Raw genomic sequence first — 26313 nt, forward strand, 5'->3', positions numbered from 1 at the left:
CACTTCAGTTAGATAATTTAGGAGCTGCATCTATTACGGCTGCTGATATAGACAACGGTTCGAGTGATGCCTGTGGCATTGCCTCCATGAGCGTATCACCAAGTACGTTTGACTGTTCGAATGTAGGACCGAATACAGTGACCTTAACGGTGACCGATGTCAACGGCAATGTAGAGACCGGTACTGCGACAGTAACAGTCAAGGACGAAGTAAAACCAAATGTTGTCACCCAAGACATTCTAGCACTTCAGTTAGATAATTTAGGAGCTGCATCTATTACGGCTGCTGATATAGACAACGGTTCGAGTGATGCCTGTGGCATTGCCTCCATNAAATGTAGGGCCGAATACAGTGACCTTAATGGTGACCGATGTCAACGGCAATGTAGAGACTGGTACTACTACGGTAACAGTTAAGGATGAAGTAAAACCAGAAATCACATGTGCTTCAAATGACTTGAGATACGTAGATCCTTACCAGACCTATTATACCATAGACGGAAATGAATTAGATGCTACGGCATCAGATGCTTGTGGTATAGCCTCTTTGACCTATGTTGGCGGGTCGCCAAGTACAAACGGATCAACTATGGATGGGGTTCAATTAAATTTAGGACAGAATACGATGAATTGGACAGCCATTGATGTTAATGGTAACGCGTCGGATTGTACAACCGTTGTAGAAGTGTTAAAGCGCCCTACAACACTAACTTATAGTGGAGATTTAGATGAACAATATTCTGATAGTGTTGATTTATCTGCAAGTTTGATTGACAATGTTTCCGGAGATGGAGTTCAGGGTAAAACAATAAGCTTTACCATAGGTTCTCAATCGACTACCGCAATCACTGATGTCAATGGATTGGCTTCAACAAGTTTAATTTTAACTCAAGATCCCGCAAATAGCTATACGGTTATTTCTGAATTCACTGAAGATGCTAGTTATTTGGGCAGTAGTGACGAAGATACTTTTGATATTGTTCAAGAAGATGCCATTGTAGACTATACAGGACAGACCCTACAGGCAACCCCTAATTCAAATAGTTCTGAAGCACTTGTTGTTTTAAGTGCCAATATTCAGGATATTACAGTAAACACTGCTAATGCTCAATACGACCCTTATGATGGGGATATTAGAAATGCCAAAGTGATGTTCGTTGACCGTGATAATGGTAGTGCCCCAATTTCTGGCTGGATGCTAGTGACCGATTTGATCGATCCTTCCGATGCTAGAACAGGATCAGTATCTTTTGAATGGCTTGTTGATATTGGACAGCAAACCTCACAATCCTTTACCATAGGAATTGTTGTAGATACGGGTTATTATTTGAAAAATTCGACTAATGATGACACAGTGGTTACAGTTTATGTGCCAGCAGGCGATTTTATCACTGGAGGAGGCTATATCATACCTACGGCCTCGGCTGGAACTTATGCTTCTACTGCGGGGCTCAAGACCAATTTTGGATTCAATGTGAAGTACAACAAGAAAGGCAATAAATTAAAAGGACACATGAACGTCATATTTAGAAGACTGGAAAGTGATGGTATAGTGCACGTTTATCAAATTAAGAGTAACGCTGTTCAATCTCTAGGTGTAGATGTTTCAGATGAAGATGCGCAATTTGCTACCTTTATTACAAAATCTAATTTAAAGGATATCACTGATCCCTTATTACCTGTTTCGCTTGGTGGTAATTTAATCTTGAAGGTGGACATGACCGATCGAGGGGAGCCTGGTAGCGAAGATTCCATTGCTTTCAATTTAACCGATGGTGGTTCAGGAGAATTGTTGTATTCGAGTCATTGGACAGGCATCAACACCAACGAGATGCAGCTGTCAGGAGGAAATTTAGTTGTCCATAGTGGCTTTAGTCTTAATGGACGTTATGTCAAGGCCGAAACGACTTTTGAGGGTGTAGAGTTGAAATCTTGGCCTAATCCTTCAAAGGAATATTTCAATTTGAAATTAAAGACCCAAAAAACCGATAAGGTACAAGTGGAGGTTTTCGATATCAATAGCAGGCTGGTGCATAAGGCAACCATTGTCCCTAATGAAGACTATCGTTTTGGCGAAAAGTTACCGGGAGGAGTATATTTAGTTAACATAAGCCAAGCTGGTTTTGTTAAGACCTTAAGATTGGTGAAGTATTAAATAAATAGTGTTTTACAGATTAATGCCAGGTAATTTATGAATTATCTGGCATTTTTATGTCTCATAAGTAGTTATAAAAATTCCAAAACCCGCTCTAAAGCCATTCCCCGAGAGCCTTTAATAAGAATAAGAGCATTGTTTACTGTATTTGAGTTTAAATCAGATCTCAAATCTTCAAACGTTTCAAATGTTTTGATGAGTGGGTTGACAGTCTTAGTTTTGAAGAAATTGCTACCAATTAAATTAACATTGGCAATAATATGCTTTTCAATGTAATTTACTATGTTTTGATGTTCAATAGCTGAATCTGCACCTAGCTCAAACATATCTCCTAAAAACAACACTTTTTGATTAGATTCGGTTTGCTTAAAGTTTTCAAGTGCAGCCATCATACTTGTGGGATTCGCGTTGTAGGCATCTAAAATGATAGTGTTAGTCCCTTTTTTAATGACTTGAGATCTGTTATTAGTAGGAATATAGTTTTTTATGGCTTGTTTAATAAATTCAGGGCGAACCTTAAAATACGTTCCAATTGCAATGGCTGCACAAATATTATTAAAATTGTAAGCTCCAGTGAGATGTGTTTTCACCGTTGTATTTTGATATTCAAATGAAAGTAGGGGTTGAGCACTTTTAAGTTTCAATGTGTGGTTTGAATCAGATGTGTCAAATGTTACTAATTTGTTATAGTTGGCTGCCTGTTTTACCTGCACAGGATCATTAATATTTAAAAATATTGGTTTATGATGTTGTTTTAAGTGTTCGTAAAGCTCTGATTTGGCTTTGATAACGCCTTCAATACTTCCAAAACCTTCTAAATGTGCTTTACCAAAATTGGTGATCAAACCGTAATCGGGCAAAGCAATTTGGCATAAAAATTCAATTTCTTTGTGGTGATTAGCACCCATTTCAATGATACCAATTTCAACATCCCTAGTTAAACTTAAAAGCGTTAATGGAACACCAATGTGATTGTTTAGATTGCCTTTAGTGGCAAGCGTTTTAAATTGAGTGCTTAATACTGCATGAATCAATTCTTTAGTGGTGGTTTTTCCATTGCTACCTGTTAATGCTATTATAGGTGTTTTTAGCTGTTTACGATGGTAGTTGGCAAGTTCTTGCAGAGTTTTTAAAACATCATCAACTAAAATGCATTTTTCATTAATAAGAAATTCCTTTTCATCAATAACACAGTATTTAGCGCCTGACTCCAATGCTGTTTTTGCAAAACTATTACCGTTGAAGTTATCACCTTTTAAAGCAAAAAACATAGAATTAGGTGTGATTTTTCTGGTGTCAGTACTAATGGATGGGCATTCCTGAAATAATGTATAAAGGGCTTGTATTGTCATAAAATAAATGTAATAAAAAAGTCCTAACGTTTAAGGTCAGGACTTTTTTATTTTAAAACTTTATAATTTAATTCTTGGTTTTGTTTTTAGCTTGCGATTTTGATCCTACTCTAGACATGGCGCATCTAAACCCAATATAGTCTGTAGCCATATCTTGTGGGAAGAAGCGACGTTGTGCTGGATCTAACCAGTAGTCTCTATCTTTCCAAGACCCACCTTTGTATACTCGTACTTCGTCATTTATCAAAGATGTTCTCTGATTAGATCGGTCATACTCTTTTAATAATTTACCGGTTGAATCTCTTTGGATACGGTGTTTAGGTGAGTTGTACATTTTTCTAGTTTCGGTTTCCTTTCCAGTTACACCTTCTTCTTCACTAAAATTATCCCTAAACGAACGCGAGGATCTTCTGTCTCCATCTCTAAAGTTGATATTATCACTTTCATCAAAATTGGTTCTTAAATAGGTTTCATTGTCATCTACTGGTACTTGTAAAATTTCACCAGCTAGATTTCTTGCTACTAGTTTACCATTGTTTAATGTGTCAAATACAACAGATTCTGGAGTCACAACCTTAACTTGTCCATTTTCATCAATGGCGTTTTTAGTATAAACGTTACCTCTATAGTAGTTAAAGTCATTAAATTCATCATCAACAATTGGTCTGTAAACGTCAGCTACCCATTCAGCCACATTACCTGCCATGTCATAAAGACCATAATCATTAGGGTCATAAGACATTACTTGTGCAGTAATATCAGCACCATCATCAGACCAGCCAGCAATTCCACCGTAGTCACCTTTACCTTGCTTAAAGTTTGCTAATTGATCACCTCTAGTTTTACGTTTTCCTGAACGGGTATATTGCCCGGTCCATGGATATTTTTTTCTACCTCTGTAGACGTTATAACTTCTTAAATCACTCATGCCTAAAGCAGCATATTCCCATTCGGCTTCAGATGGTAGTCGGTATTTAGGTGAAATTAAACCTGTTTCTCTAGAGGCATATACATTAATGGTATCGCCAGCAGCAGTTGTTTGAACTCGTCTTCTTGTATTTTCTGGGTTAGTGATACTGTCGTTTCCACCATAAGCGAGTTTTGGTGCAGTAATATAGGTGTCTGTATTAAAAGTAGAACCTGCTGAAACTGCATTGAGTTTAGCATCTCTGGCAATATAACCTGCATCTTCTAGATAAGCTTCATTAACACGATCAGTTCTCCAATTTGCAAATTCAACAGCTTGAATCCAACTTACCCCAACAACTGGATATTCAGCATATCCTGGATGACGTAGATAGTTTTCTATCATCATTTCCGCGTATCCTAATCTGTTTCGCCATACCAATGTGTCAGGTAATGCACCTTCTAATATCAATTTAAAATTTCCCTCTTCTGGAGGATAAACACGTTTTAACCAATCTAAATATTCTAGATACATTTTGTTGGTTACTTCAGTTTCATCCATATAAAAGGACTGCACATGTTGTTGGTTTGGTGTATTATTCCAATCGTGCATTACATCATCTTGTACTTTACCCATGGTAAACGTACCACCTTCAATAAAGACCAATCCTGGAGCAGTGGCCTGTTCTTTGAAGTCGTTATTAAACTGAAAGCCACCTTGTTTGTCATTTATATTCCATCCAGTTGCTCTTGAACTGTTCTTTGAAGTCGAGGACTTTTTACAACTAAACAGTGCTAAAGATAGCGTTAGGGCTAGCAGTATCCTTAGATTAAAAACGTTTTTCATATCCATACTATTTAAGTAAGCAAGTTAAATTTAGACACGCAATATAGTAATTAAAGCGAAAACAACAATTTTTTTTGAAGGAAATTATCAAAAAATGTTGCATTTCATCCTATTTTTCATACAACACATCGGATTTTTAGCCGTTTTATCGACGTATTTTGCATTTCAATAACGCAGCAATAAATCAATTATTGTTGTACTTTTGAATAAAAAATTGAAAACTCATAATAACTATATTAGATAGTCGTTAATTATCTATAAATTGCTATTATGGATAAAAGCAGTTCAAATTGTTAAAGCCTGTTTGAATTAGCAGATATCTCTATCAGATGAAAAAACTATTACTTGCTATCCTATTCTTATCATTTATGTTTGGGTATTCCCAACAAAAACAGTTTGAAATAACTTGGAATGGGACCCTGTTTTTAGAAACGTCATCTTCAAAAATTGAGGTTCCTGCATTCAACTCTCAAAATTTTAGTTATGATGATGAGCGCGGTCTTACTTATTTCGCATTATGGGATATCAATGGATTGGTTAATGAGAAATCACTTCAGGTAACAAACATTGCTTATCAAACCATATCTAGGACAGACTTAAAGGATTTACCTGTAAATATCCTTCCTTCTAAACCTCAGTATCAACTCAATAATTCTGTTGATAGAACGAATCGGTCGGCCTATTTTGAAATTTCACCTATTATAAATGATAATGGAGTGATTAAAAAAATCACATCGTTTAACATATCCTATTCAAGTGGGACTAATGCAAACAGAGGCTTTGGGCCTGCTGGTATTTCTAACTCAGTTTTGAGTGCGGGTAGTTGGTATAAGTTTTATGTTGATAAAACAGGTGTGTTTAGATTATCCAAAAGCTTTTTAAGTCAATTAGGTGTCAATGTAAATACTGTTGATCCAAGAACAATTAAAATTTATGGTAACGGTGGTGCGATGTTGCCACACCCAAATTCTGTGCCTTATCCTTTAGATTTAACAGAGAATGCTATAAAGTTTGTTGGAGAAAGTGATGGTAATTTTGGTAATGACGATTACATACTATTTTATGCTGAAGGACCTACTGGCTATAATGCAGAGAGTAACACCAATATAAACGCTTATACAGATAAGTCTTATTACTTTGTAAATGTGAGTTCGGGTCAAGGTAAGCGCATTCAACCAATGAATCAACCAAGTTCAAGCCCAAATTTAACTATAAATACATTTCAAGATTATCAGTTCTACGAAGTTGATGAAACCAATTTGGTAAAATTGGGGCGTCGATGGTTTGGTGATCGCTTTGACATAGAAAATGAAAGGGAATACAAGTTTTCATTTCCTAATCTTGTGACAGCACAACAAGCTAGAGTCAAAGTTTATGCTGCTGCCATTTCGGATGTCGCCACATCCATGGACATCAATCTAAATGGCAATACAATATCAAGTTTAAATTTTAACGCTGTTTCCGGGACTACTTTAGCTTCAGCCAATGCCTATAATAGTACGGTAAACCTTTCTAGTGCCGAAATCTCATTGCGTCTTAAATATAATAATAATGGTAATCCGTCTTCATTAGGGTATTTAGATTATATATCAATTGAAGCAACAAGGGCCCTAACTTTTGATGGAGATCAACTTGCCTTTAAAAATTCAAGCGTGGCTAGTAGTTCAGGTACTGTTGAATATACGCTTTCCAATGCCACTTCGGTTCTAGAAGTTTGGGATATTACGGATAAATATAATATAACTACAGCTCCAAATACCAATAAGGATGCAAACTTTAGTTTTAAAGCTAATGCTGGAACCTTAAGAGCCTATTTAGCTTTTACTGCCATTGATTATTTTGAACCTTTAAGAGACTCAAATGTTTCAGTAAATAATCAAAATATTAAAGGCACTATTTTTCTCAATAATCAAGGTGAATTTCAAGATATTGATTATCTCATAGTTTCTCCCAACAATCTGGTTTCTCAAGCTGAACGATTAGCAGAAATTAACCGAAATCAATATGGTCTTAATGTAAAAGTGGTCACTCTAAATGAGATTTACACCGAGTTTAGCTCTGGTAATCAGGATATTGCGGCGATACGTAATATGGTGAAGTATGTTTATGACAATGCTAGTGCTCCAGACAAAAGAGTAAAGTATTTATGCTTGTTTGGAGATGCTTCGTTTGATTATAAAGACCGAATTCCTAATAACACAAATATTGTTCCGTCCTGGCTATCTATTGAAAGCTTTAATCTAACCAGTTCATTTGTGTCAGATGATTTTTATGGTATGATGGACGCCAATGAAGGTGGAATGCAAACCAGTGACCGATTAGATATTGCCGTTGGAAGAATGCTTGTTGAAAATCCGCAACGCGCCAAGGATATGGTGGATAAGATTAAATCGTACTATGAAAAGGAAGCTTACGGAAGTTGGAGAAATAATGTAGTTGTCATTTCTGATGATGTGGATCAAGACTGGGAGAAAATTCTCCAAAACACAACCAATGATATTGGTAACGATATTACACAACAGAAACCATTTTTAAATGTTATAAAAATTCATTCAGATGCATTTCAACAGGAGTCCTCGGCCAGTGGTTCTCGATATCCACAAGTAAATAAGGAAATCAAAGATGCTATTGAAGTTGGTGCGCTAGTGGTCAATTACTTTGGTCATGGTGGTGAAGATGGGATTGCTTCGGAACGTATTTTTGATAAAAACGATTCACAGGAAGTCAGAAATCTGTGTAAGTTCAATTGTTTCGTAACGGTGACTTGTGAATACACCAAATTTGATGATCCTACACGTCCCACTGCTGGCGAATACACATTCTGGAATAAAAATGGTGGGTCCATAGGTCTTTTGACGACCACAAGACAAATTTTTGTAACTACTGGAGTTTCTTTTAATGTGGTTCTTGAAAAATATCTGTTTGCATTCGGCTCAAACAATTACCCTTCAATGGCTGAAGCATTAAGACTGACAAAAAATGACAATAGTATAGCTGGGAATGGTCAAAAACGATTAGTGTTTTTTATAGGTGACCCAGCAATGAAGTTGGCATTCGCTAAACCAAGCATAAATCTTACTCATGTCAACGATGTCGCTATTGGACAAGGTACCGATGTACTTCAGGCTTTGGGAAGAGTTAAAATGTCTGGAGAAATTGTAGATGAATCAGGTAACTTGCTTACTAATTACAATGGGATACTTACGGCAACTATTTTTGATAAAGATATTGACCGAAAAACTTTGGGTAATGACGGGACAAGAGAAAATGGTCAATTAATTCAATTAGATTTTAAAACTTTAGGCGAAGTTATTTTTAAAGGTCAAGCTACCGTAACTAATGGCTTATTTGAATTTAATTTTGTGGTCCCACGTGATATAGGTATTCCAGTAGGTAATGGTAAAGCAAGCTTTTATGCTCAAAGTGATTCACCTTTGCAAGATCAGGCCGGTGCTAGTTTTGATATTCAAGTGGGCGGGATAAATGATAAGGCTGCTGAAGATAATACGGGTCCTATCATTAATTTATATATGAATGATGAGAATTTTGTTTCGGGAGGTATAACTAATGAAGCACCTACATTATTGGCCAAACTTCAGGATGAGAATGGAATAAATACTGCCAGCGGCATTGGCCATGATATAGTGGCTATTATTGATGGTGATGAAACCAATCCATTTGTGCTAAATGATTATTATCAGGCCGAAGTAGATGATTATCAAAACGGTAAAGTAACGTATCCTTTTAGAGATTTGGAGCCAGGTTTACATACATTAACTCTAAAAGCTTGGGATGTTTATAATAATTCGTCTACTGCTGAAATTCAATTTATCGTGCATGATCAAAATGAAGAATTGGTTATAAATAATGTGTTGAACTATCCAAATCCGTTTATTGATTACACAGAATTTTGGTTTAACCACAATAGTTCTGATGTTTTGGACGTTTCTATACAGATATTTACCGTTTCAGGAAAATTGGTGAGAACTTTAAATGGTCAAACTTCTGGAGGAAGCAAAACCACAAGTTCGTTATCTAAAGATATAATATGGGATGGAAGAGATGATTTTGGAGACAAAATAGGTAAAGGTGTCTATATTTATAAACTTAAAGTTCGATCCAATCAACTAAATAAACAGGTAGAAAAAATACAAAAACTTGTCATACTATAATAAAAAATTATATTTGCTTAATAGGTTTGATCCAAGGCAGATCTGATTTCAACATTACTAACACATGAGAACATACATTTTAACACTTATCACATTAACTTTTTACTCAATTTCTACGTCACAAGAAGTTATCATAATTGATAATCAATCAACAGCAATATCAACAGGTACGCCTTTTTTGTTAATTGCGCCTGATGCACGTTCAGCTGGGATGGGAGATATAGGAGTTGCTACATCAGCAGATGCCTTTTCTCAACAATGGAATCCAGCTAAATATGCCTTTTCTTTGTCAAAATCAGGGATAGCTACTAGTTATACGCCTTATTTAAGTAAGTTGGTTAATGATATAGCATTAGGGTATTTAACCTATTTTAATCGTATTGATGATCGAAGTGCCTTTGCTGCAAGTTTTAGATATTTTAGTCTTGGGGAAATAGAGTTGGTTCAAGATGAATTTTCTGAAGCTCAAATTGCTAAACCAAATGAATTGACCATAGACGCTTCATATTCTTTACGTTTGGCAGATCAGTTTTCTATGGCCGTTGCATTACGGTATTTACGTTCTGATTTGAGAATTCAACAAGTAGATGCCAATTCTAGTGCTGCTAGTTCACTTGGCGTTGATATTGCCGGATTCTATCAAAGTGAAGAAGAGGCCTATAATGATTTTAATGGGAGATGGCGAGGTGGATTCGCTATTCAAAATATTGGACCGAAAATTAAATATGATGATGCTGGTCGAGAAAATTTCATTCCAACTACCTTGAGATTAGGTGGGGGATTCGATTTTATTTTTGATGATTTTAATACTTTAGCTGTAACAGCTGAAGTTACTAAGTTGTTGGTGCCTACGCCACCAATTTTGGGATATGTAGACAATAATGATAATCAGCGACAGGATTCTGATGAACCTACAATTATTGTTGAAGGTAAATCCCAAGATGTCAGTTTTATAAAAGGGATTTTTCAATCTTTCGGTGATGCTCCAGGTGGGTTTAGTGAAGAGTTAAAAGAATTTACGTGGGCATTAGGAGCCGAATATCAGTATCAAGATTCGTTCGCTATGCGTTTGGGCTATTTTAATGAAAGTGATGAAAAAGGCGCACGAAAGTTTTTTGCACTTGGTGCAGGATTTAAATATACAACAATCAACATCGACCTATCCTATTTGTTTTCAGCAAGTAAAGTCCAGAGTCCTTTAGAGAATACATTGCGTTTTTCGTTGACATTTAACTTTGGGGATGGAACTTATGATGAATATTAGTTAGATTTAATTCATATCAACACAAATAAACTATTGTTACCAAAGGCAATAGTTTTTTTGTCCCTAATACTTTCGTATTTTTAGTAACTATTCAAAAAGCTTATGAAAGAAGTAACCATTGAATCCAAACTTATTGTTTATGACAATTTGGATGAATTACCACAAGATATTATAGGATTAATGCAAAAGGCTATGGAGGCTAGGCAAAATGCTTATGCGCCATATTCTAAATTTAGTGTCGGTGCGGCTATTTTGTTAGAGAATGATGAAGTGGTTATTGGTAGCAATCAAGAAAATGCCTCCTATCCTTCGGGGCTTTGTGCAGAGCGTACTGCTATTTATTATGCTGGAGCAAAATATCCCGACCTTAAAATTGTGAGAATGGCACTTACTGCTGGGTCGAGAATTCACCAAACGGTAACCCCAATACCGCCATGCGGTGCTTGTAGGCAGGCTATAGCTGAATATGAAGTCAAACAAGAAGCACCAATTGAGATTTATTTCATGGGTGAAACAGGAAAAGTTGTAAAATCTTCCTCACTATCTAATTTATTGCCATTATTGTTCGATAAATCGGTGTTATAACTGCATAATTGCTTGAAAACACTAAACTTCTTCAATTTTACATTTTTCAATCTTTTTTATTATTAAGTAAAGTGTTACTTTTGTTATTCGTTTTAAAAATAACGTAACCAATGCAAAAAATAACGAAAGAGGTTTACCTTAAATGGTACGAGGACATGTTATTCTGGAGAAAGTTCGAAGATAAACTAGCTGCAGTATATATTCAACAAAAAGTAAGAGGTTTTCTACATTTATATAATGGTCAAGAAGCTGTTTTAGCTGGTGCTTTGCACGCCATGGATTTGACCAAAGATAAAATGATAACTGCCTATCGTAATCACGTGCAACCAATAGGAATGGGTGTTGATCCAAGACGCGTAATGGCCGAGCTTTATGGTAAAGCAACCGGTACATCTCAAGGATTGGGTGGTTCAATGCATATTTTTTCTAAAGAGCATCGATTTTATGGAGGTCACGGTATTGTTGGAGGCCAAATTCCTTTAGGAGCAGGAATTGCTTTTGGTGATAAATATCACGGAAGTGATGCTGTTACCTTATGTTGTTTTGGTGATGGTGCTGCAAGACAAGGTTCACTACACGAAACTTTTAATTTAGCTATGCTATGGAAATTGCCAGTAGTATTTGTTTGTGAGAACAATGGCTACGCAATGGGAACTTCTGTAGAACGCACAGCCAACCATACCGAGGTATGGAAATTAGGTTTAGGTTACGAAATGCCTAGTGGACCTGTAGATGGAATGAATCCAGTAAAAGCTGCTGAAGCATTTGATGAGGCTATTCAACGAGCCAGACGAGGAGAAGGCCCAACATTTTTGGAATTAAAAACCTATCGATACAGAGGACACTCTATGAGTGATGCTCAACATTATAGAACCAAGGAAGAGGTTGAAGAGTACAAAAAAATTGACCCAATTACACAGGTAAAAGAGGTAATTTTAGAAAAAAAATACGCTACCGAGACCGATATTAAGAAGATAGATAAGCGTGTGAAAGATTTGGTTAGTGAGTGCGAGAAGTTTGCTGAAGATTCACCTTATCCAGAAAAAAGCGTGATGTACGATGCGGTATATGAGCAAAAAGATTATCCATTTATACAACATAAAATATAAGCTATGGCAGAAGTAATTAATATGCCACGATTAAGTGATACCATGGAAGAAGGAACAGTAGCTTCGTGGTTGAAAAAAGTTGGTGACAAAGTTAGTGAAGGTGATATTCTTGCAGAGATTGAAACCGACAAAGCCACTATGGAGTTTGAATCTTTTCACGAAGGGACGTTGCTTTATATCGGTGTTCAAGAAGGTGAAACGACTAAAGTGGATGAGCTTCTGGCTATTATTGGAAAAGAAGGTGAAGATATTTCGTCACTTATAAATGGCGCGACTTCAGAAGCATCTTCAGAAACTAAAGAGGATAAAAAAGAAGAGACAAAAACAGCATCAACAGATGAGGTTGAGTTACCAAAAGGAGTTACAGTAGTAACTATGCCGCGATTAAGCGATACCATGGAAGAAGGAACAGTAGCTTCTTGGTTGAAAAAAGTAGGTGATGAAGTAAACGAAGGCGATATTTTAGCCGAAATCGAAACTGATAAGGCTACAATGGAGTTTGAATCATTTCAGTCTGGTACTTTGTTGTACATTGGATTGAATGAAGGTGACTCCGCCAAAGTAGATTCACTATTGGCCATTATTGGTCCAGCAGGAACCGATGTTGCAAATATTGCGAAAAATTTTAGTGCGCCATCTGCTTCTAAACCAACCGAAGAAGCACCTAAAGCTGAAACGCCTAAAGTTGAAGCCTCTAAACCAGAAGCATCTAAAGAAAAACCTGTTTCTACTACTACTGAATCATCATCTGCTAACGGTAGAATATTTATTTCGCCCTTGGCTAAAAAAATGGCTGATGAAAGAGGTATTAATGTTGCTCAAGTTAAAGGTTCGGGAGAAAATGGACGTATAGTTAAACGTGATATAGAAAACTTCACGCCAGCAGCAGCTTCGGCAGCTTCAGTTGGAAAATTTGTGCCATCAGGACAAGAAGATTTTGATGAAAAAGCAAATTCTCAAATGCGTAAAGTGATTGCGAAACGTTTAGCAGAATCTAAATTTACAGCACCACATTACTATTTAAATGTGGAATTTGATATGGCTAATGCCATTGCGTTTAGAGAACAATTCAATTCAATTCCAGACACAAAAATTTCGTTTAATGATATGATTGTAAAGGCTTGTGCCTTGGCTTTAAAACAGCATCCACAAGTGAATTCGCAATGGTTTGCTGATAAAATGCGATTAAACAATCATGTGCATATTGGTGTAGCAGTAGCGGTTGAAGATGGATTGGTTGTGCCTGTAGTTAAGTTTGCAAATGAGCAGACTTTACCACAAATTGGTGCAGCGGTAAAAGATTTTGCAGGAAGAGCGCGAAATAAAAAGCTAACACCGCAAGAAATGGAAGGTAGTACATTTACGGTTTCTAATTTGGGAATGTTTGGTATTGAAAGTTTTACATCAATTATCAATCAACCTAATTCGGCTATCTTATCTGTTGGTGCCATAGTAGAAAAACCGGTTGCTAAAAATGGTCAAATCGTTGTTGGCAATACTATGAAACTATGTTTAGCATGTGACCACAGAACGGTTGACGGTGCAACAGGTGCGCAGTTTTTACAGACCTTAAAAGGATATATAGAGAATCCTGTGACGATGTTGGTGTAACTCTTAACATTTGGGAATAATAAAAAAGGGCTCATAACTAATGTAATGAGCCCTTTTTTACTGTTGAAATGTTTGTTAATTCATTTCTTATCTATTGGCACGGCATCAAATGGGTCAATCATCGCAACAAATAAAACGCATTGACCGCTATTTAAACACTTTGCTCTATGAGGTTTATTAGCTGGGCCATAGGCATAAGTGCCTGCTTTTAATATTTGTGGTTTTTCACCCTCATATTGTACTTCCAACTCACCAGAAATAAGAATCATGCGTTCTGCCGAATTATGAGTGTGATTTATAATTTCGGTATTAGGTTCAATCTTGAAAAAGAAATCTAAATTTGGTTTTGCTAAATCTCCGTGAAGAATAGTAAATGAGCATCCAGGAAAAAAGTCTGGCGCAGGGTTCCAAACAATATCAGGGTCATGGATTGTTTTTGTAATAGAGAATTCAATACCCTCTGTTTCATTGGTCTGAGCTAACGTACTTAATCCAAAAATAAAACATGGAATAAGCATTAGCTTGTTAAGATTGTTGGATAATAAAAACGTTTTCATTTTATAAGAGTTTAATTGGTTATAACTATCTTAAATGTACAAAATAAACATCATCGATTTGATTATAAGTTGTTGTATTTCAGTAATTCAATATGGTTTACATTAAATTAGGTAACTAGTAGATTAAAAAAAACCTGCTTAATGATAAGAAGCAGGTTTTTTAATTTTTAAGAAGCGCTCATTAGAATGGCCTAATAAATTAATTTTTCTTCGCCGTTGTAGGATCTATAACAGTTTTAACTTCAGACACAGAATTGGCCGGAAATCCGCCTTTCATAGCGTGTTCTTTTACCAAATCTTCATTTTTGGCCATATAAACACAATAAATTTTATCCCCTGTAACATAGCTGTGCAGCCATTTAATGTTCTCTGAACCCATTTCATCAAGGACACTACAGGAAGTTTGCGAAATGGCTTGCAGCTCCTCTGCGGTTAATTTTCCTGCTCCAGGAATTTCACGTTCAATAACATACATGTGTTCGTTTGGTGTTTTAAGTTCTTTTTTTAAGCCTTTGGCTACTGATTTTTCTTGTCCCATGGCGTTTAAACTTGTAATGGCTATCGCCAAAATTAGTAGTGATTTTAAAGTTTTCATGATGGTTCTAATTAGTTAAACAATTATTTTAATGTTTAACTAAAATTACATCTGTAAAATCAATTTTATAGTGACAAATAATTCAAATAGTTTAAAATTTGAAGCATTCTTATGAAATAAATTAATAAACGTGCTGCTGGATATAGGTTGAAGGAAGTATATTAAATTTGTCTTTGAAGCATTTTGAAAAATATGCAAGACTATTGAAGCCTGCTCGATATGCAATTTCAGAAATATTGCCACGTTGGTCGTGAAGCAATTTTAAGGATTTGTTCAGTCTGTAATCTCGTATAAAGGTATTAGGTGACTTTCCTGTAAGGGCCTTGAGTTTTCTGTATAATTGAGATTTACTATAGCCTAGTGCCTTTGCAAATTTAACCACATTGATTTCCGTTTGTTTCCAGTTGGCTTCAATATAATCCATTAGATCTGTTAGAAATTTTTGTTCATCAGGGGAAAGGGTGTAAATACGTTCTTTATCTATAAATGCATTGCGATTTTCGTTTTCATATAACGATTTTATTTCAGATGAAATAACAATGTCATGATTCACAATTTCGCACATTTGTGTAGCAAGCGTAATTGTTTCTTCAAATAGTTCCTTTTTATGAGTAACTGGAGAACCGGCATCGATTCCAATTTTTAAAATTCGATTTTGTAGGTCAAACTTTGGCGTTATATATTTAAAATTGGCTTGGATTTTAAGTGCACATAAAATAGCATTAGTGACCGATCTGAATGACACTAAATACGTGTTATTATTTTGTTTTACAATACTTCCTTCAAATTGAGTAATCGTTTTGGAGACGCTGTTATGAAATTTTTGAGTGAAAATGCTGAATTGATTAGCTTCAATTCGGTTTAAATAGTTACTGGTTTCTAAAACCATAATTACCCTAAAAGCATCATCAGTAATAATATTTAGAGGGCCTTCATTGGCTTTTACAGGGTCTGAAATTCTACCTAAAAAGGCTTCAACAAGTGCTTCATCAACTTCAATAACCGAGTTTGGAACATCACCGTGGGCATGGTTGTGCATTTCCTGAATAGCCTGCTTATTTGGTGCCTTAATTAAACAGAATGCTGTTTTTCGTCGGTCATCAAACCAATAGGTTATCCCTTTGCATCCAAACTCCTGTTCTATTTTTAAGTCTTCCTGATGCAATCGTGCAAGAATTTCGGCTGTAACCGTTTCTGGTACATCATGTCTATCCATGAAAATGGGCATACGAAAAAGTTTTATTGAAGATAGTGATTTTTAGCGAATTATACTATGGTCTATTGCTTGGATTATGAGATGTTAAACATTCAAAAAATATAAAGATGATACTCATAGATTTTTCTATCTTTAGAGCCAATTAATTTCTGTTTATATGAAGAAACTTGCTTTACTTTTAGTGCTTTCTGTTGTTTTAATTAGTACAACTTACCTAAGTGATCATAAATCCATAACGCGTGATGAGGTTGAGACTATCGTGTCGTTTCTGGCCTCTGATGAAATTGAAGGACGCGATTCAGGAAGTATAGGTATTGATAAGGCAGCTACCTTTATAGAGTCTTATTTCAATGATTTAGGTGTGAAACCTTATTACGAATCCTATCGGGATAGTTTTAAAATAAAAGAAATTGATGCTTTTAATATCATAGGAGTTTTGGAAGGTAATGATTCAAAATTAAAAGATGAAGTTGTATTACTTGGGGCGCATTACGATCATATTGGATTTCGCGCGAAACCCGTAAATGGCGATGCTATTGGCAACGGGGCAAATGATAATGCCTCTGGCACGGCCACTGTAATGACTTTAGCCAAGCATTTTGCTAATTCTAAAAGTAATAAACGTACTCTAGTATTTGCCTTGTTTTCTGGGGAAGAAATGGGATTAAGAGGTTCTAAACATTTGGCAGAGCGATTAAAATCTGAAAACCTGAACTTGTATACCATGATAAATTTTGAAATGACCGGTGTGCCTTTTAAAGATGGTAGGGACTATGATCTCATGCTAACAGGTTTTGATCTTTCAAATATGGCAGAAAAAATGAATGTATATGCAGGGTCTAAACTTATTGGTAAGTCTGATGTTGCCGTGAAATATAACTTGTTCAAGCGTTCAGATAATTATCCTTTTTATGAGCAGTTTAAATTACCAAGTCAAACCATTTCAAGCTGCGATTTGACCAATTTTGATTTTTACCATCATGTAGACGATGAGTCTGATAAATTGGATTATGCCCATATGGCTAGTGTAATTAATAAATTAATTCCTGCGATAGAAGGTGTCAGCAATTCTGAAATTCGAGAAATTAAAATGAAAGATGAGTAAAAACGTCATCATTACAGGCACTAGCCGTGGTATAGGTTTTGAATTGGTAAAATTATTTGCACAAGCCGGACATAAGGTATTGTCACTTTCCAGAAATACACAACCTGTAAATAATTTAAATTTAGATAACGTAACTTCATTTTCATTCGATTTAGCAAATCCTGAAGATTTTATTTGGGTTGAAGATTATGTAAATACCAATTGGAATAAAGTTGATATCTTGATTAATAATGCAGGAGCTTTGATCAACAAACCCTTTAATTCTACCTCCATTTCAGATTTTGAAAAAGTATACAAAACCAACGTATTCGGAGTTGCAGAACTTACCAAAGTTGTGGTTCCCTATATGAAAAAGAATGGACATGTAGTCAATATAAGTTCTATGGGTGGTGTTCAAGGAAGCGTTAAATTTCCGGGTTTAGCAGCATATAGTTCTAGTAAAGGTGCCGTCATTACCCTAACCGAACTATTGGCTGAAGAATATAAAAAAAGTGGTCCCTCATTCAACGTACTAGCGTTGGGAGCCGTACAAACCGAAATGTTGGAAGAGGCTTTTCCAGGTTATCAGGCACCTACAACGGCTTTAGAAATGGCTAATTATATTTTTGACTTTGCACTTAACGGTAACAAGTTGTATAATGGCAAGTTGCTTCAGGTCTCAAATTCAACGCCTTAAAGTAATATTTAAGCTTGTCCGAATTCTAATAAATTAAGGTTTCTACATTACAGAATTCCTTTATTTTTGCACAAATGCAAAACACACTTCAAAATTATATTCCCGAAAATGCCTTAACTTATGTTTTAGGCCTTTTGAGTCATGATCATTTGGTTGTAAAGGTTAAAAATGAACGTAAAACCAGACATGGCGATTACCGCAAATTACCGAATAATCAACACCAGATTACAGTTAATGCTAATTTAAACACCTATCGGTTTTTAGTTACTTTGATTCATGAGATTGCACATTTTGAGGCCTATCAAACTTATGGACGATTTATTAAACCACATGGTAAAGAGTGGAAACAAACCTTTCAACATTTAATGTTACCACTGCTCAATCCGCAAATATTCCCTGAAACGCTATTGCCGCTATTGGCAAAGCATTTTAAAAATCCTAAAGCATCGAGTGATTCAGATGCTACATTGGCTCTGGCTTTGAAGAAATTTGATCCACCCAATAATAAAACTTATGTTTTTGAAGTACCTTTGGGTGATGTCTTTAAACTTTATAACGGAAAAGTTTTCAAGAAAGGTCAAAAGCGTACAAAGCGCTATGAATGTATAGAAGTTAAAACGGGTAGGTTATATTTGTTTAACCCAAATGCCGAAGTTGAATTAGTAAATAATTAGGATGAATAAAAACTATTATGCAATTTTAATGGCCGGAGGTGTTGGATCTAGGTTTTGGCCAGTGAGTACCCAGGAGTTTCCTAAACAGTTTCATGACATGCTGGGTACTGGTGATACTTTAATTCAGAAAACCTTTAATAGACTTTCAAACATAATCCCGAATGAGAATATTTTCATATTAACAAATGCGAGATATAAAGAACTTGTATTTAAGCAACTCCCAAACGTCATGCAAAGGCAAGTGCTTCTGGAGCCAGCCATGCGAAATACTGCACCTTGTATATTATACGCAGCCTTAAAAATTCAGAAAGAAAATCCTAATGCCTTAATGATTGTTGCGCCTAGTGACCATTGGATTGAAAATGAACAGGCTTTTGCTGAAAATGTGAAAGAAGCTTTTGATTTTTGTGAGCAGAAAGACGCCTTAATGACACTAGGTATCCAGCCTACCTTCCCCAATACAGGTTATGGCTATATTGAATATGATAAAACAGCAGTAACACCCATAAAACCAGTTCAGCAATTTCGAGAAAAACCAGACTATGAAACGGCCAAGTCTTTTTTAGCTCAAGGAAATTTTATATGGAATGCAGGTATATTTATGTGGAGCGCTAAAAGTGTGATATCTGCTTTTCGGATAAATCAACCAAATTTGTATGCGATTTTTGAAAGTGGAGTTGAGGTTTACAATACTGATAAAGAGGAGGCATTTATTGAAGAAAATTATTCAAAATCTGAAAATATTTCTGTAGACTATGCCATCATGGAAAAAAGTGAAAATGTATTTGTGTTACCGGCAACCTTTGACTGGAATGACCTAGGAACTTGGGGGAGTTTATATGATAAGTTAAACAAGGACAATGACCATAATGCCTTCGTAAATGCAAGGGCTTTGACAGAAAGTGCATCAGGAAACTTGATTAGAACCGCCAATGATAAAATCGTTGTCATTGATGGATTAAAAGATTACATCGTCGTTGACGACAACGAAGTTTTGCTTATCTTTCCTAAAGCAAAGGAGCAAAATATTAAACAAATCCTTCAAAAAGTAAAATCGAAATTTGGAGAGCACTATGGATAACAATCAGGAAAATAAATTCAACTTTTCTGAAGAAGAGATTAAAAAAGAACAAGCTGTAGAAGACTCTAAAAAAGCTATTAAAAAGGATGCGCAAGGGCTTTTTAAAAATGTGAAATCCTTTTTAATCGAACTTCTTGATTTTAGAGATGACACCGATAGAAATGCTACATTAGACGCCATTAAGGGCGATATTCCTTTTAAAGGCGCAACGGCTTGGATTTTAATCTGCTCTATTTTTGTGGCCTCCATAGGTTTAAATGCCAATTCAACCGCTGTTGTCATCGGTGCCATGTTAATTTCTCCATTAATGGGACCAATTTTAGGTGTTGGTATGTCTATTGCCATAAACGATTTAGATACCTTAAAACGCTCTTTAATAAATCTCGCTATTATGATAGTGTTGAGTTTATTAACGGCCTTTCTTTTTTTCTATACATTTCCTTTAAGTGAAGACACATCCGAACTTTTAGGAAGAACAAAACCAGATATTAGAGATGTACTCATTGCATTTTTTGGTGGCTTGGCCTTAATTATCGCACGAACAAAACGAGGAACCATTGCATCGGTAATTTTTGGTGTAGCTATTGCAACTGCTTTAATGCCGCCATTGTGTACTGCAGGTTACGGATTGGCAGAAGGGAACTGGCAATATTTTAGAGGTGCCATGTATTTGTTTATCATTAATACTATTTTTATTGCTTTAGCGACATTTTTAGTGTTGAAGTTATTGCGTTTTCCAATGCTAAAATATGCTAATTCAAAAAAGCGAAGATTTATATCAAGAGTGGCTACTCTACTTGCTATAACAGTTATGATTCCTGCCATTTGGACTTTTGTAAGTGTTTTGAAGCAAACTAGATTTGAAAATGATGCCAAAGCTTTTATAAATAGAGAATTGACCGCCTTACCTAATTCAAAATATATTGTGAAAAATGCATCTGCAACCTATAACCCTGAAGGAGAATCAATAATTGAGCTCATTCCATTTGGTTCAGATGAAATTGCCGCTTCCACTATAAATCTTTTAGAAAAACGACTTTTAGATTACAAAGCATTACAAAATACAAAGTTGTATATCAATCAAATTAAAAATAGGTCAATTAATAATCTTGAATATATGGAAGAATTACGCTCTAGAGATTCAATGGATTTGATGACACAACGTGAAAAAGTCCTGTTTTTAGAAGATCAAGTAAAGCGATTGTCAAGGTTAGAGCGTGGCTTAATACCCTTTGAAGACGTGGTTACTGAAGCGAAAATCAATTATGAAAATTTAAAATCGATTTCATACGCTAATCAAATCACTTCGAATTTTTCAACTATAGATACACTTGCTATTTTTACAATTCAATGGATAGACTCCATATCAACTAACGAATCTAAAGTAAAGGATACTGATAAGCTTGAAAAGTGGTTAAAAGCAAAGTTAAAGTTAGATACATTGGTAGTAAAGCGCCTCAACTAACTTTAGCTATTTTCATCAATATACATTTTACGAACTTTCTTAAACAATTCTGACGAATAAACAAAATTGGTGACCGCTTCATTATCAGTTTTAAAAATGGTTTCATTAGAGCCTTCCCAGGCTTTTAGTCCGTCCTTCAAGAACAGGATTTTCTGACCAATTTCCATTACAGAATTCATGTCATGAGAATTGATGACTGTGGTGATATTATATTCTTTGGTAATTTCTTGAATGAGATTATCAATTACAATAGCTGTTTTAGGATCAAGTCCAGAGTTAGGCTCATCGCAAAACAAATATTTAGGATTATTAACAATAGCCCTTGCAATAGCAACACGTTTTTGCATACCTCCAGAAGCTTCACTTGGCATTTTTTTATGAGCATCAGCTAAATTAACTCGATTCAGAACGAAATTTACACGGTCTTCCATTTCGCTTTTCGACATTTTTGTAAACATACGCAAAGGGAACATCACATTTTCGGCGATGGTCATGGAATCAAACAATGCGCTACCTTGAAAAACCATTCCCATCTCGGCTCTTAAGTTACGCTTTTGATCATCGGTTAAATCCGAATAATTTTTGCCATCGTAAACAATCGTGCCTTCATCTGGAGTAAATAAACCCAATAGGCATTTCAAAAACACCGTTTTACCTGAACCACTTTGTCCAATTACCAAATTGGTCTTACCCTTTTCGAAAGTGCTGCTAATTCCTTTTAATATTTGGGAATCTCCAAACGATTTGTAAATGTTTTTGACTTCTATCATTAGCTTAATAGTAATTGTGTTAATAAGTAATTGAATAGAATGATCATCACACTAGTCCAAACAAACGAAGTCGTACTTGCCTTACCAACCTCGAGTGCTCCACCTTTCATATAATACCCATAGAATGACGGGATGGTCGCTAATAAAAAGGCGAAAACAAATGTTTTTATAAAGGCATAAACAATATGAAAAGGTTTGAAATCTAATTGAACACCAGTGATGTAGTCTTCTAAAGTACTAAATCCACCATATACACAAGCTGCCATTCCACCAAGTACTCCTAAAAACATAGCGATAGAAATAACAAATGGGTAGAGCATCATGGCAATGAATTTAGGAAAAACAAGGTAGTTTAATGAGTTAATCCCCATTACTTCTAATGCGTCAATTTGTTCAGTAACACGCATGGTGCCAATGCTAGACGTAATAAACGAGCCTACTTTTCCTGCCATGATAATTGAAATAAAGGTTGGGGCAAACTCTAATATAACCGATTGTCTGGTTGCGAATCCTACCAAATATTTTGGTATGAGAGGATTGCTTATATTTAGGGCAGTTTGAATTGTGACAACACCTCCAACAAAAAAGGAGATAAATGCAACAATACCAAGTGAACCAATAATTAAATCATCAATGTCTTTAAGTATCAATGTTCGCATCACCGACCATTTGGTTGGCTTGCGAAACATTTCAGCAATCATTAAAAAATAGGCGCCAATATTAGTAAGGTATGTCATAGAGAAATTTGATACTGCTAAAGTAAAAAAATCTGGCACTTATTTAACCTTAAATTTAAAATAAGATGTCATAAAATCTGTATTTTTGAAGTTCTAATTTAATATTTAACAATGAAACATTTTCTAGTAATGCTTTGGGTTTTTCTTATTAGCGCATCAACTTTTGCGCAATTTGAAATCACTCAAATAGAATCCTACGATGAATATGTAATGGAATACAAGCCAAAATTGGTTGTTGGGATTGTGGTAGACCAAATGCGATATGATTATTTAACCCGATTTTATAATCGTTACGGAGATGGTGGTTTTAAGCGAATGATTAGGGAAGGGTTTAATTGTAAAAATAACCACTATAATTATATCCCTACATATACAGGTCCTGGACATGCCTCAATTTACACCGGAACCACCCCAAAATACCACGGGATTATTTCGAATAGTTGGTACGATAAAGATATTAAGTCGACGGTTTATTGTGCCGAAGATAATGATGTGCAATCTGTTGGTACAACTGGAAACACCGGACAAATGTCTCCTAAACGAATGAAGACCACTACATTTGCTGATGAGAACCGATTATTTACTCAAATGCGAGGTAAAACAATTGGAATTTCTATAAAGGACAGAGGGTCTATTTTGCCAGCTGGTCATTCAGCGAACGCAGCATATTGGTTGCATGGTATGGATCAAGGTCATTGGATTTCTAGCAGCTATTATATGGAGAGTTTGCCTAAATGGGTAAAAGAGTTTAATGCATCTCCAACAGCCAAGTCGTATTTGAAAGTTTGGAATACCTTATATAATATAGAAACCTATACTGAAAGTGGCAGTGACCTCAATGAATTTGAATGGGGTTTTAGTGGCAAAGAAACAGCTACTTTTCCCTACGATTTAAATGCACTCAAGGATAAAAATGGTGGCTATGATATTTTAAAGTCCACACCTTACGGTAATAGTTTAACTACAGATTTTGCGATCGCAGCTTTAGATGGTGAAGCTCTAGGAAAAGATGAGTATACTGATGTTTTGACAGTGAGTTTTTCTAGTACAGATTACATTGGACATAATTTTGGAGTAAATTCCAAAGAAGTTGAAGATGCCTATTTAAGGTTAGACAAGGATTTAGAGCGTTTGTTTTTGGCTTTGGATAAAAAAGTTGGAAGAGGGAATTATACAGTTTTTCTTACTTCAGATCATGGGGCAATCGATGTTCCTGCCTATTTGCAGTCTGTAAAAATACCAGCAGGTTATTTAGATACAGCTAAGACTAGACAACAGTTTAATGCGTTTTTACAATCTAAATTTAACACTTCAGATATAGTTGAAAATGTTAGCAACGATCAAGTGTTTCTTAATAAAGAAATGATTAAAGAAATGGGTCTTAATTTATATGATGTCCAGGATATCATTGCTAACGAGTTAATAAATTATGATGGTATTTATAAAGTATTTACAGGTAAGACTATGGCAACGTCTTCATTTACCGATGGCATAGAAGCAATGTTACAACAAGGATATAACCAAAAACGTTCTGGTGATGTGCTTATCATGCCAGACCCTGCTTTTATTTCATACGGGAAAACAGGTTCTACACATGGCAGTGGTTTAAATTACGATACTCATGTGCCCTTAATATTCTACGGAAAAGGTATTAAACAAGGAAGTACAGTTAGAAGAACTGAAATAACTGATATTGCACCTACACTATCAGCACTACTTGGAATAAGTTTTCCAAATGGAGCCATTGGGCAACCTTTAGATTTTGTTTTACACTAGATTTGAAAAAACGCACCTTTTATTCTTTAATCGCTATAGCACTTGTAGTTGCTGTAATTGGTTATGAATTTGTTTTAAAGAAACAGGAACATTCAGAAATCATTGAGCAAGGCAGTAATCCAAAATCTAATACAAACGAATTTTTTTTACCAACCAGTACCACGGGACAAATTATTCATCATGAGGGCTATTCATTGTCATATAGTGAGCCGCATGAACAAGCAGAATGGGTAGCCTACGAACTCAAGAAATCACACCTATCTAATGCAAATTATGATCGTCCATATTTTGAGATTGACCAAGCTGTAAAAACTGGTGCTGCGCATTGGCGCAACTATAAAAATTCTGGATACGATAGGGGGCATTTATGCCCAGCAGGAGACAGAAAATATAATCAGAATGCTCATGACGAAACATTTTTAACTAGTAATATTAGTCCGCAAGACCATGGATTTAATTCAGGTATTTGGAATACTTTAGAGCAAAAAGTTAGGTATTGGGCCAGTAAATATGATGGTGTTTTTGTAGTTACCGGAGGCGTGCTAACAAATGATTTGAAAACCATTGGAGAAGAACATGTTGCTGTGCCAAATCAATTTTATAAAGTACTAATTGATGTTAATTCCGGAAAAATAAAAATGATTGGGTTTTTGATGCCTCATCAAAATTCTAAAGAGCCATTATACAAATTTGTTGTTCCTGTAGACTCCATTGAAAAATTAACCGGAATTGATTTTTTTCCACAGTTGGGTGATGCTATTGAAACCAAATTAGAAGCTTCAGCTGATTACAAGGATTGGAGTTTTAAGTAAACTTATTCAACATATTTTTCCAGCGCAAACTCCGTATATATTCACCTTGCTCCTCTGTGACCAAGAAAGCCATATTATTTTTTTTGGCTCTAAAATAACCAGACATATAGTCTTTAAAAAGAAACAGACTTCTTTTTTTATAAGCTAGTTTAAGTGCTGAAATTAAGGTTACCCAAAAACCATAACGCATTTTATACATGGCTTCACCTTGAAGGTGTTTTGAAGCTTTGTTGTAACTTAACCCAGTAGGTTTTAAATGTTTTACTTGTAAGGTTTCATCTGTAAGGATTTCCCAGTTGTAAAATTTGGCTAATAATTCATCAACAGTATCCCATCCCATGGAGGGCTTTAATTTTCCTATATCCAAAAAGCATTTCTTTCGATAAGCTTTTAAGGCTCCTCTAATATGATCTTTTCGAGTTAAATTCTCCAAAATCCATGTGCCATTTTTTTCGATATAGCAAAACCCAGATGCCATTCCTAATTTGGGATTAGTATTAAAATGAAGCGCAATTTTCTCTAAATAATCATTCGGAAAAATTAAATCGGCATCAAACTTACAGAGGATGTCATAATCATCGTCCAATGTTTCATAGCCTTTATAAAACGCATTGATGATTTTAGAGCCTGGTAAATGTTGGTTTGAAGATTTGGTGTTAACCAATGAAATCCAAGAATAGTTTTGAGTAAAAGCTTCAACAATTTCCTCGGTGTCATCAGTTGAATTGTCATTAACTACCACAACGCGACTTGGCAAAAGTGTTTGCTCGGCCAAAGAGTCTAAAGTGAGGCCTATGCTACTTTGTTCATTGTGGGCCGGAATGACGATGTAGAACTTCATTTCTAAAA

21 protein-coding genes are annotated in these 26313 nt (G+C 35.5%); 13 read left to right on the plus strand and 8 right to left on the minus strand.

Annotated elements, in window-relative coordinates:
- Nucleotides 1-360: 360 nt before the first annotated feature.
- Nucleotides 361-2154 (plus strand): T9SS type A sorting domain-containing protein, encoded by a 1794-nt coding sequence (locus tag ACFO5O_RS03560; protein WP_387961037.1) that lies wholly within the window; start codon nucleotides 361-363, stop codon nucleotides 2152-2154.
- 71 nt (nucleotides 2155-2225) lie between these two features.
- Here ACFO5O_RS03560 and ACFO5O_RS03565 read toward each other — a convergent pair whose 3' ends face one another.
- Both ACFO5O_RS03565 and gldJ read right to left on the minus strand, forming a co-directional pair.
- Nucleotides 2226-3506 carry a UDP-N-acetylmuramoyl-tripeptide--D-alanyl-D-alanine ligase gene (locus ACFO5O_RS03565; RefSeq protein ID WP_387961038.1) on the minus strand — a complete coding sequence of 427 codons (1281 nt, stop codon included), beginning with the start codon at nucleotides 3504-3506 and terminating at the stop codon, nucleotides 2226-2228.
- Nucleotides 3507-3573: 67 nt separating this feature from the next.
- Complete coding sequence (gene gldJ, locus ACFO5O_RS03570; protein WP_387961040.1) at nucleotides 3574-5265, minus strand: gliding motility lipoprotein GldJ; 1692 nt, start codon at nucleotides 5263-5265, stop codon at nucleotides 3574-3576.
- 323 nt (nucleotides 5266-5588) lie between these two features.
- On the opposite strand from gldJ, the gene porU reads away from it, so the two are divergent.
- From porU to ACFO5O_RS03595, 5 genes are all read left to right on the plus strand, one after another.
- Nucleotides 5589-9431: a type IX secretion system sortase PorU gene (gene porU, locus ACFO5O_RS03575; RefSeq protein ID WP_387961042.1), complete on the plus strand. Its 3843-nt coding sequence runs from the start codon at nucleotides 5589-5591 to the stop codon at nucleotides 9429-9431.
- Nucleotides 9432-9495: 64 nt separating this feature from the next.
- On the plus strand, nucleotides 9496-10695 hold the full coding sequence (porV, locus tag ACFO5O_RS03580) for a type IX secretion system outer membrane channel protein PorV (protein ID WP_387961044.1): 1200 nt from the start codon (nucleotides 9496-9498) through the stop codon (nucleotides 10693-10695).
- A gap of 102 nt (nucleotides 10696-10797) precedes the next feature.
- Nucleotides 10798-11280, plus strand: a complete 483-nt coding sequence (gene cdd, locus ACFO5O_RS03585; RefSeq protein ID WP_387961046.1) for a cytidine deaminase — start codon at nucleotides 10798-10800, stop codon at nucleotides 11278-11280.
- Between the two features lie 110 nt (nucleotides 11281-11390).
- Nucleotides 11391-12389, plus strand: a complete 999-nt coding sequence (gene pdhA, locus ACFO5O_RS03590) for a pyruvate dehydrogenase (acetyl-transferring) E1 component subunit alpha (RefSeq protein ID WP_387961048.1) — start codon at nucleotides 11391-11393, stop codon at nucleotides 12387-12389.
- 3 nt (nucleotides 12390-12392) lie between these two features.
- Nucleotides 12393-14000, plus strand: coding sequence for a pyruvate dehydrogenase complex dihydrolipoamide acetyltransferase (locus ACFO5O_RS03595; RefSeq protein WP_387961050.1), 1608 nt, complete (start codon nucleotides 12393-12395; stop codon nucleotides 13998-14000).
- 80 nt (nucleotides 14001-14080) lie between these two features.
- On the opposite strand, the gene ACFO5O_RS03600 is transcribed toward ACFO5O_RS03595, so the two are convergent.
- From ACFO5O_RS03600 to ACFO5O_RS03610, 3 genes are all read right to left on the minus strand, one after another.
- Nucleotides 14081-14557: a cupin domain-containing protein gene (locus tag ACFO5O_RS03600; RefSeq protein ID WP_387961052.1), complete on the minus strand. Its 477-nt coding sequence runs from the start codon at nucleotides 14555-14557 to the stop codon at nucleotides 14081-14083.
- Between the two features lie 199 nt (nucleotides 14558-14756).
- A complete protein-coding gene (locus ACFO5O_RS03605; RefSeq protein WP_387961054.1) occupies nucleotides 14757-15152 on the minus strand; it encodes a DUF4242 domain-containing protein in 396 nt (131 codons plus the stop codon).
- 121 nt (nucleotides 15153-15273) lie between these two features.
- Nucleotides 15274-16380, minus strand: a complete 1107-nt coding sequence (locus tag ACFO5O_RS03610) for a nickel-binding protein (RefSeq protein WP_387961056.1) — start codon at nucleotides 16378-16380, stop codon at nucleotides 15274-15276.
- Between the two features lie 145 nt (nucleotides 16381-16525).
- Between ACFO5O_RS03610 and ACFO5O_RS03615 the strand changes: the two genes are divergently transcribed.
- From ACFO5O_RS03615 to ACFO5O_RS03635, 5 genes are all read left to right on the plus strand, one after another.
- On the plus strand, nucleotides 16526-17473 hold the full coding sequence (locus ACFO5O_RS03615) for a M20/M25/M40 family metallo-hydrolase (RefSeq protein ID WP_387961058.1): 948 nt from the start codon (nucleotides 16526-16528) through the stop codon (nucleotides 17471-17473).
- A complete protein-coding gene (locus tag ACFO5O_RS03620; RefSeq protein ID WP_387961060.1) occupies nucleotides 17466-18149 on the plus strand; it encodes an SDR family NAD(P)-dependent oxidoreductase in 684 nt (227 codons plus the stop codon). Before ACFO5O_RS03615 ends, ACFO5O_RS03620 begins: the two co-directional genes overlap by 8 nt.
- A 74-nt stretch (nucleotides 18150-18223) precedes the next feature.
- Nucleotides 18224-18823, plus strand: coding sequence for a SprT-like domain-containing protein (locus ACFO5O_RS03625; protein WP_387961062.1), 600 nt, complete (start codon nucleotides 18224-18226; stop codon nucleotides 18821-18823).
- 1 nt (nucleotide 18824) lies between these two features.
- Nucleotides 18825-19904, plus strand: coding sequence for a mannose-1-phosphate guanylyltransferase (locus ACFO5O_RS03630; protein ID WP_387961064.1), 1080 nt, complete (start codon nucleotides 18825-18827; stop codon nucleotides 19902-19904).
- Nucleotides 19897-21369, plus strand: coding sequence for a DUF389 domain-containing protein (locus tag ACFO5O_RS03635; RefSeq protein ID WP_387961066.1), 1473 nt, complete (start codon nucleotides 19897-19899; stop codon nucleotides 21367-21369). The genes ACFO5O_RS03630 and ACFO5O_RS03635 overlap by 8 nt, the downstream gene beginning before the upstream one ends.
- A gap of 2 nt (nucleotides 21370-21371) precedes the next feature.
- Here ACFO5O_RS03635 and ACFO5O_RS03640 read toward each other — a convergent pair whose 3' ends face one another.
- Both ACFO5O_RS03640 and ACFO5O_RS03645 read right to left on the minus strand, forming a co-directional pair.
- Nucleotides 21372-22139: an ABC transporter ATP-binding protein gene (locus ACFO5O_RS03640; RefSeq protein ID WP_387961068.1), complete on the minus strand. Its 768-nt coding sequence runs from the start codon at nucleotides 22137-22139 to the stop codon at nucleotides 21372-21374.
- Nucleotides 22139-22876 carry an MlaE family ABC transporter permease gene (locus ACFO5O_RS03645; protein WP_387961070.1) on the minus strand — a complete coding sequence of 246 codons (738 nt, stop codon included), beginning with the start codon at nucleotides 22874-22876 and terminating at the stop codon, nucleotides 22139-22141. Before ACFO5O_RS03645 ends, ACFO5O_RS03640 begins: the two co-directional genes overlap by 1 nt.
- Before the next feature lie 111 nt (nucleotides 22877-22987).
- On the opposite strand from ACFO5O_RS03645, the gene pafA reads away from it, so the two are divergent.
- On the plus strand, nucleotides 22988-24652 hold the full coding sequence (gene pafA / locus ACFO5O_RS03650; RefSeq protein WP_387961072.1) for an alkaline phosphatase PafA: 1665 nt from the start codon (nucleotides 22988-22990) through the stop codon (nucleotides 24650-24652).
- A gap of 2 nt (nucleotides 24653-24654) precedes the next feature.
- Nucleotides 24655-25464, plus strand: coding sequence for a DNA/RNA non-specific endonuclease (locus ACFO5O_RS03655; protein ID WP_387961073.1), 810 nt, complete (start codon nucleotides 24655-24657; stop codon nucleotides 25462-25464).
- On the opposite strand, the gene ACFO5O_RS03660 is transcribed toward ACFO5O_RS03655, so the two are convergent.
- Nucleotides 25457-26305 carry a glycosyltransferase family 2 protein gene (locus ACFO5O_RS03660; RefSeq protein WP_387961075.1) on the minus strand — a complete coding sequence of 283 codons (849 nt, stop codon included), beginning with the start codon at nucleotides 26303-26305 and terminating at the stop codon, nucleotides 25457-25459. The genes ACFO5O_RS03655 and ACFO5O_RS03660 overlap by 8 nt on opposite strands.
- Nucleotides 26306-26313 lie beyond the last annotated feature (8 nt).

The organism is Geojedonia litorea, assembly GCF_042654525.1.
GTDB classification, from domain to species: Bacteria; Bacteroidota; Bacteroidia; order Flavobacteriales; family Flavobacteriaceae; genus Geojedonia; species Geojedonia litorea.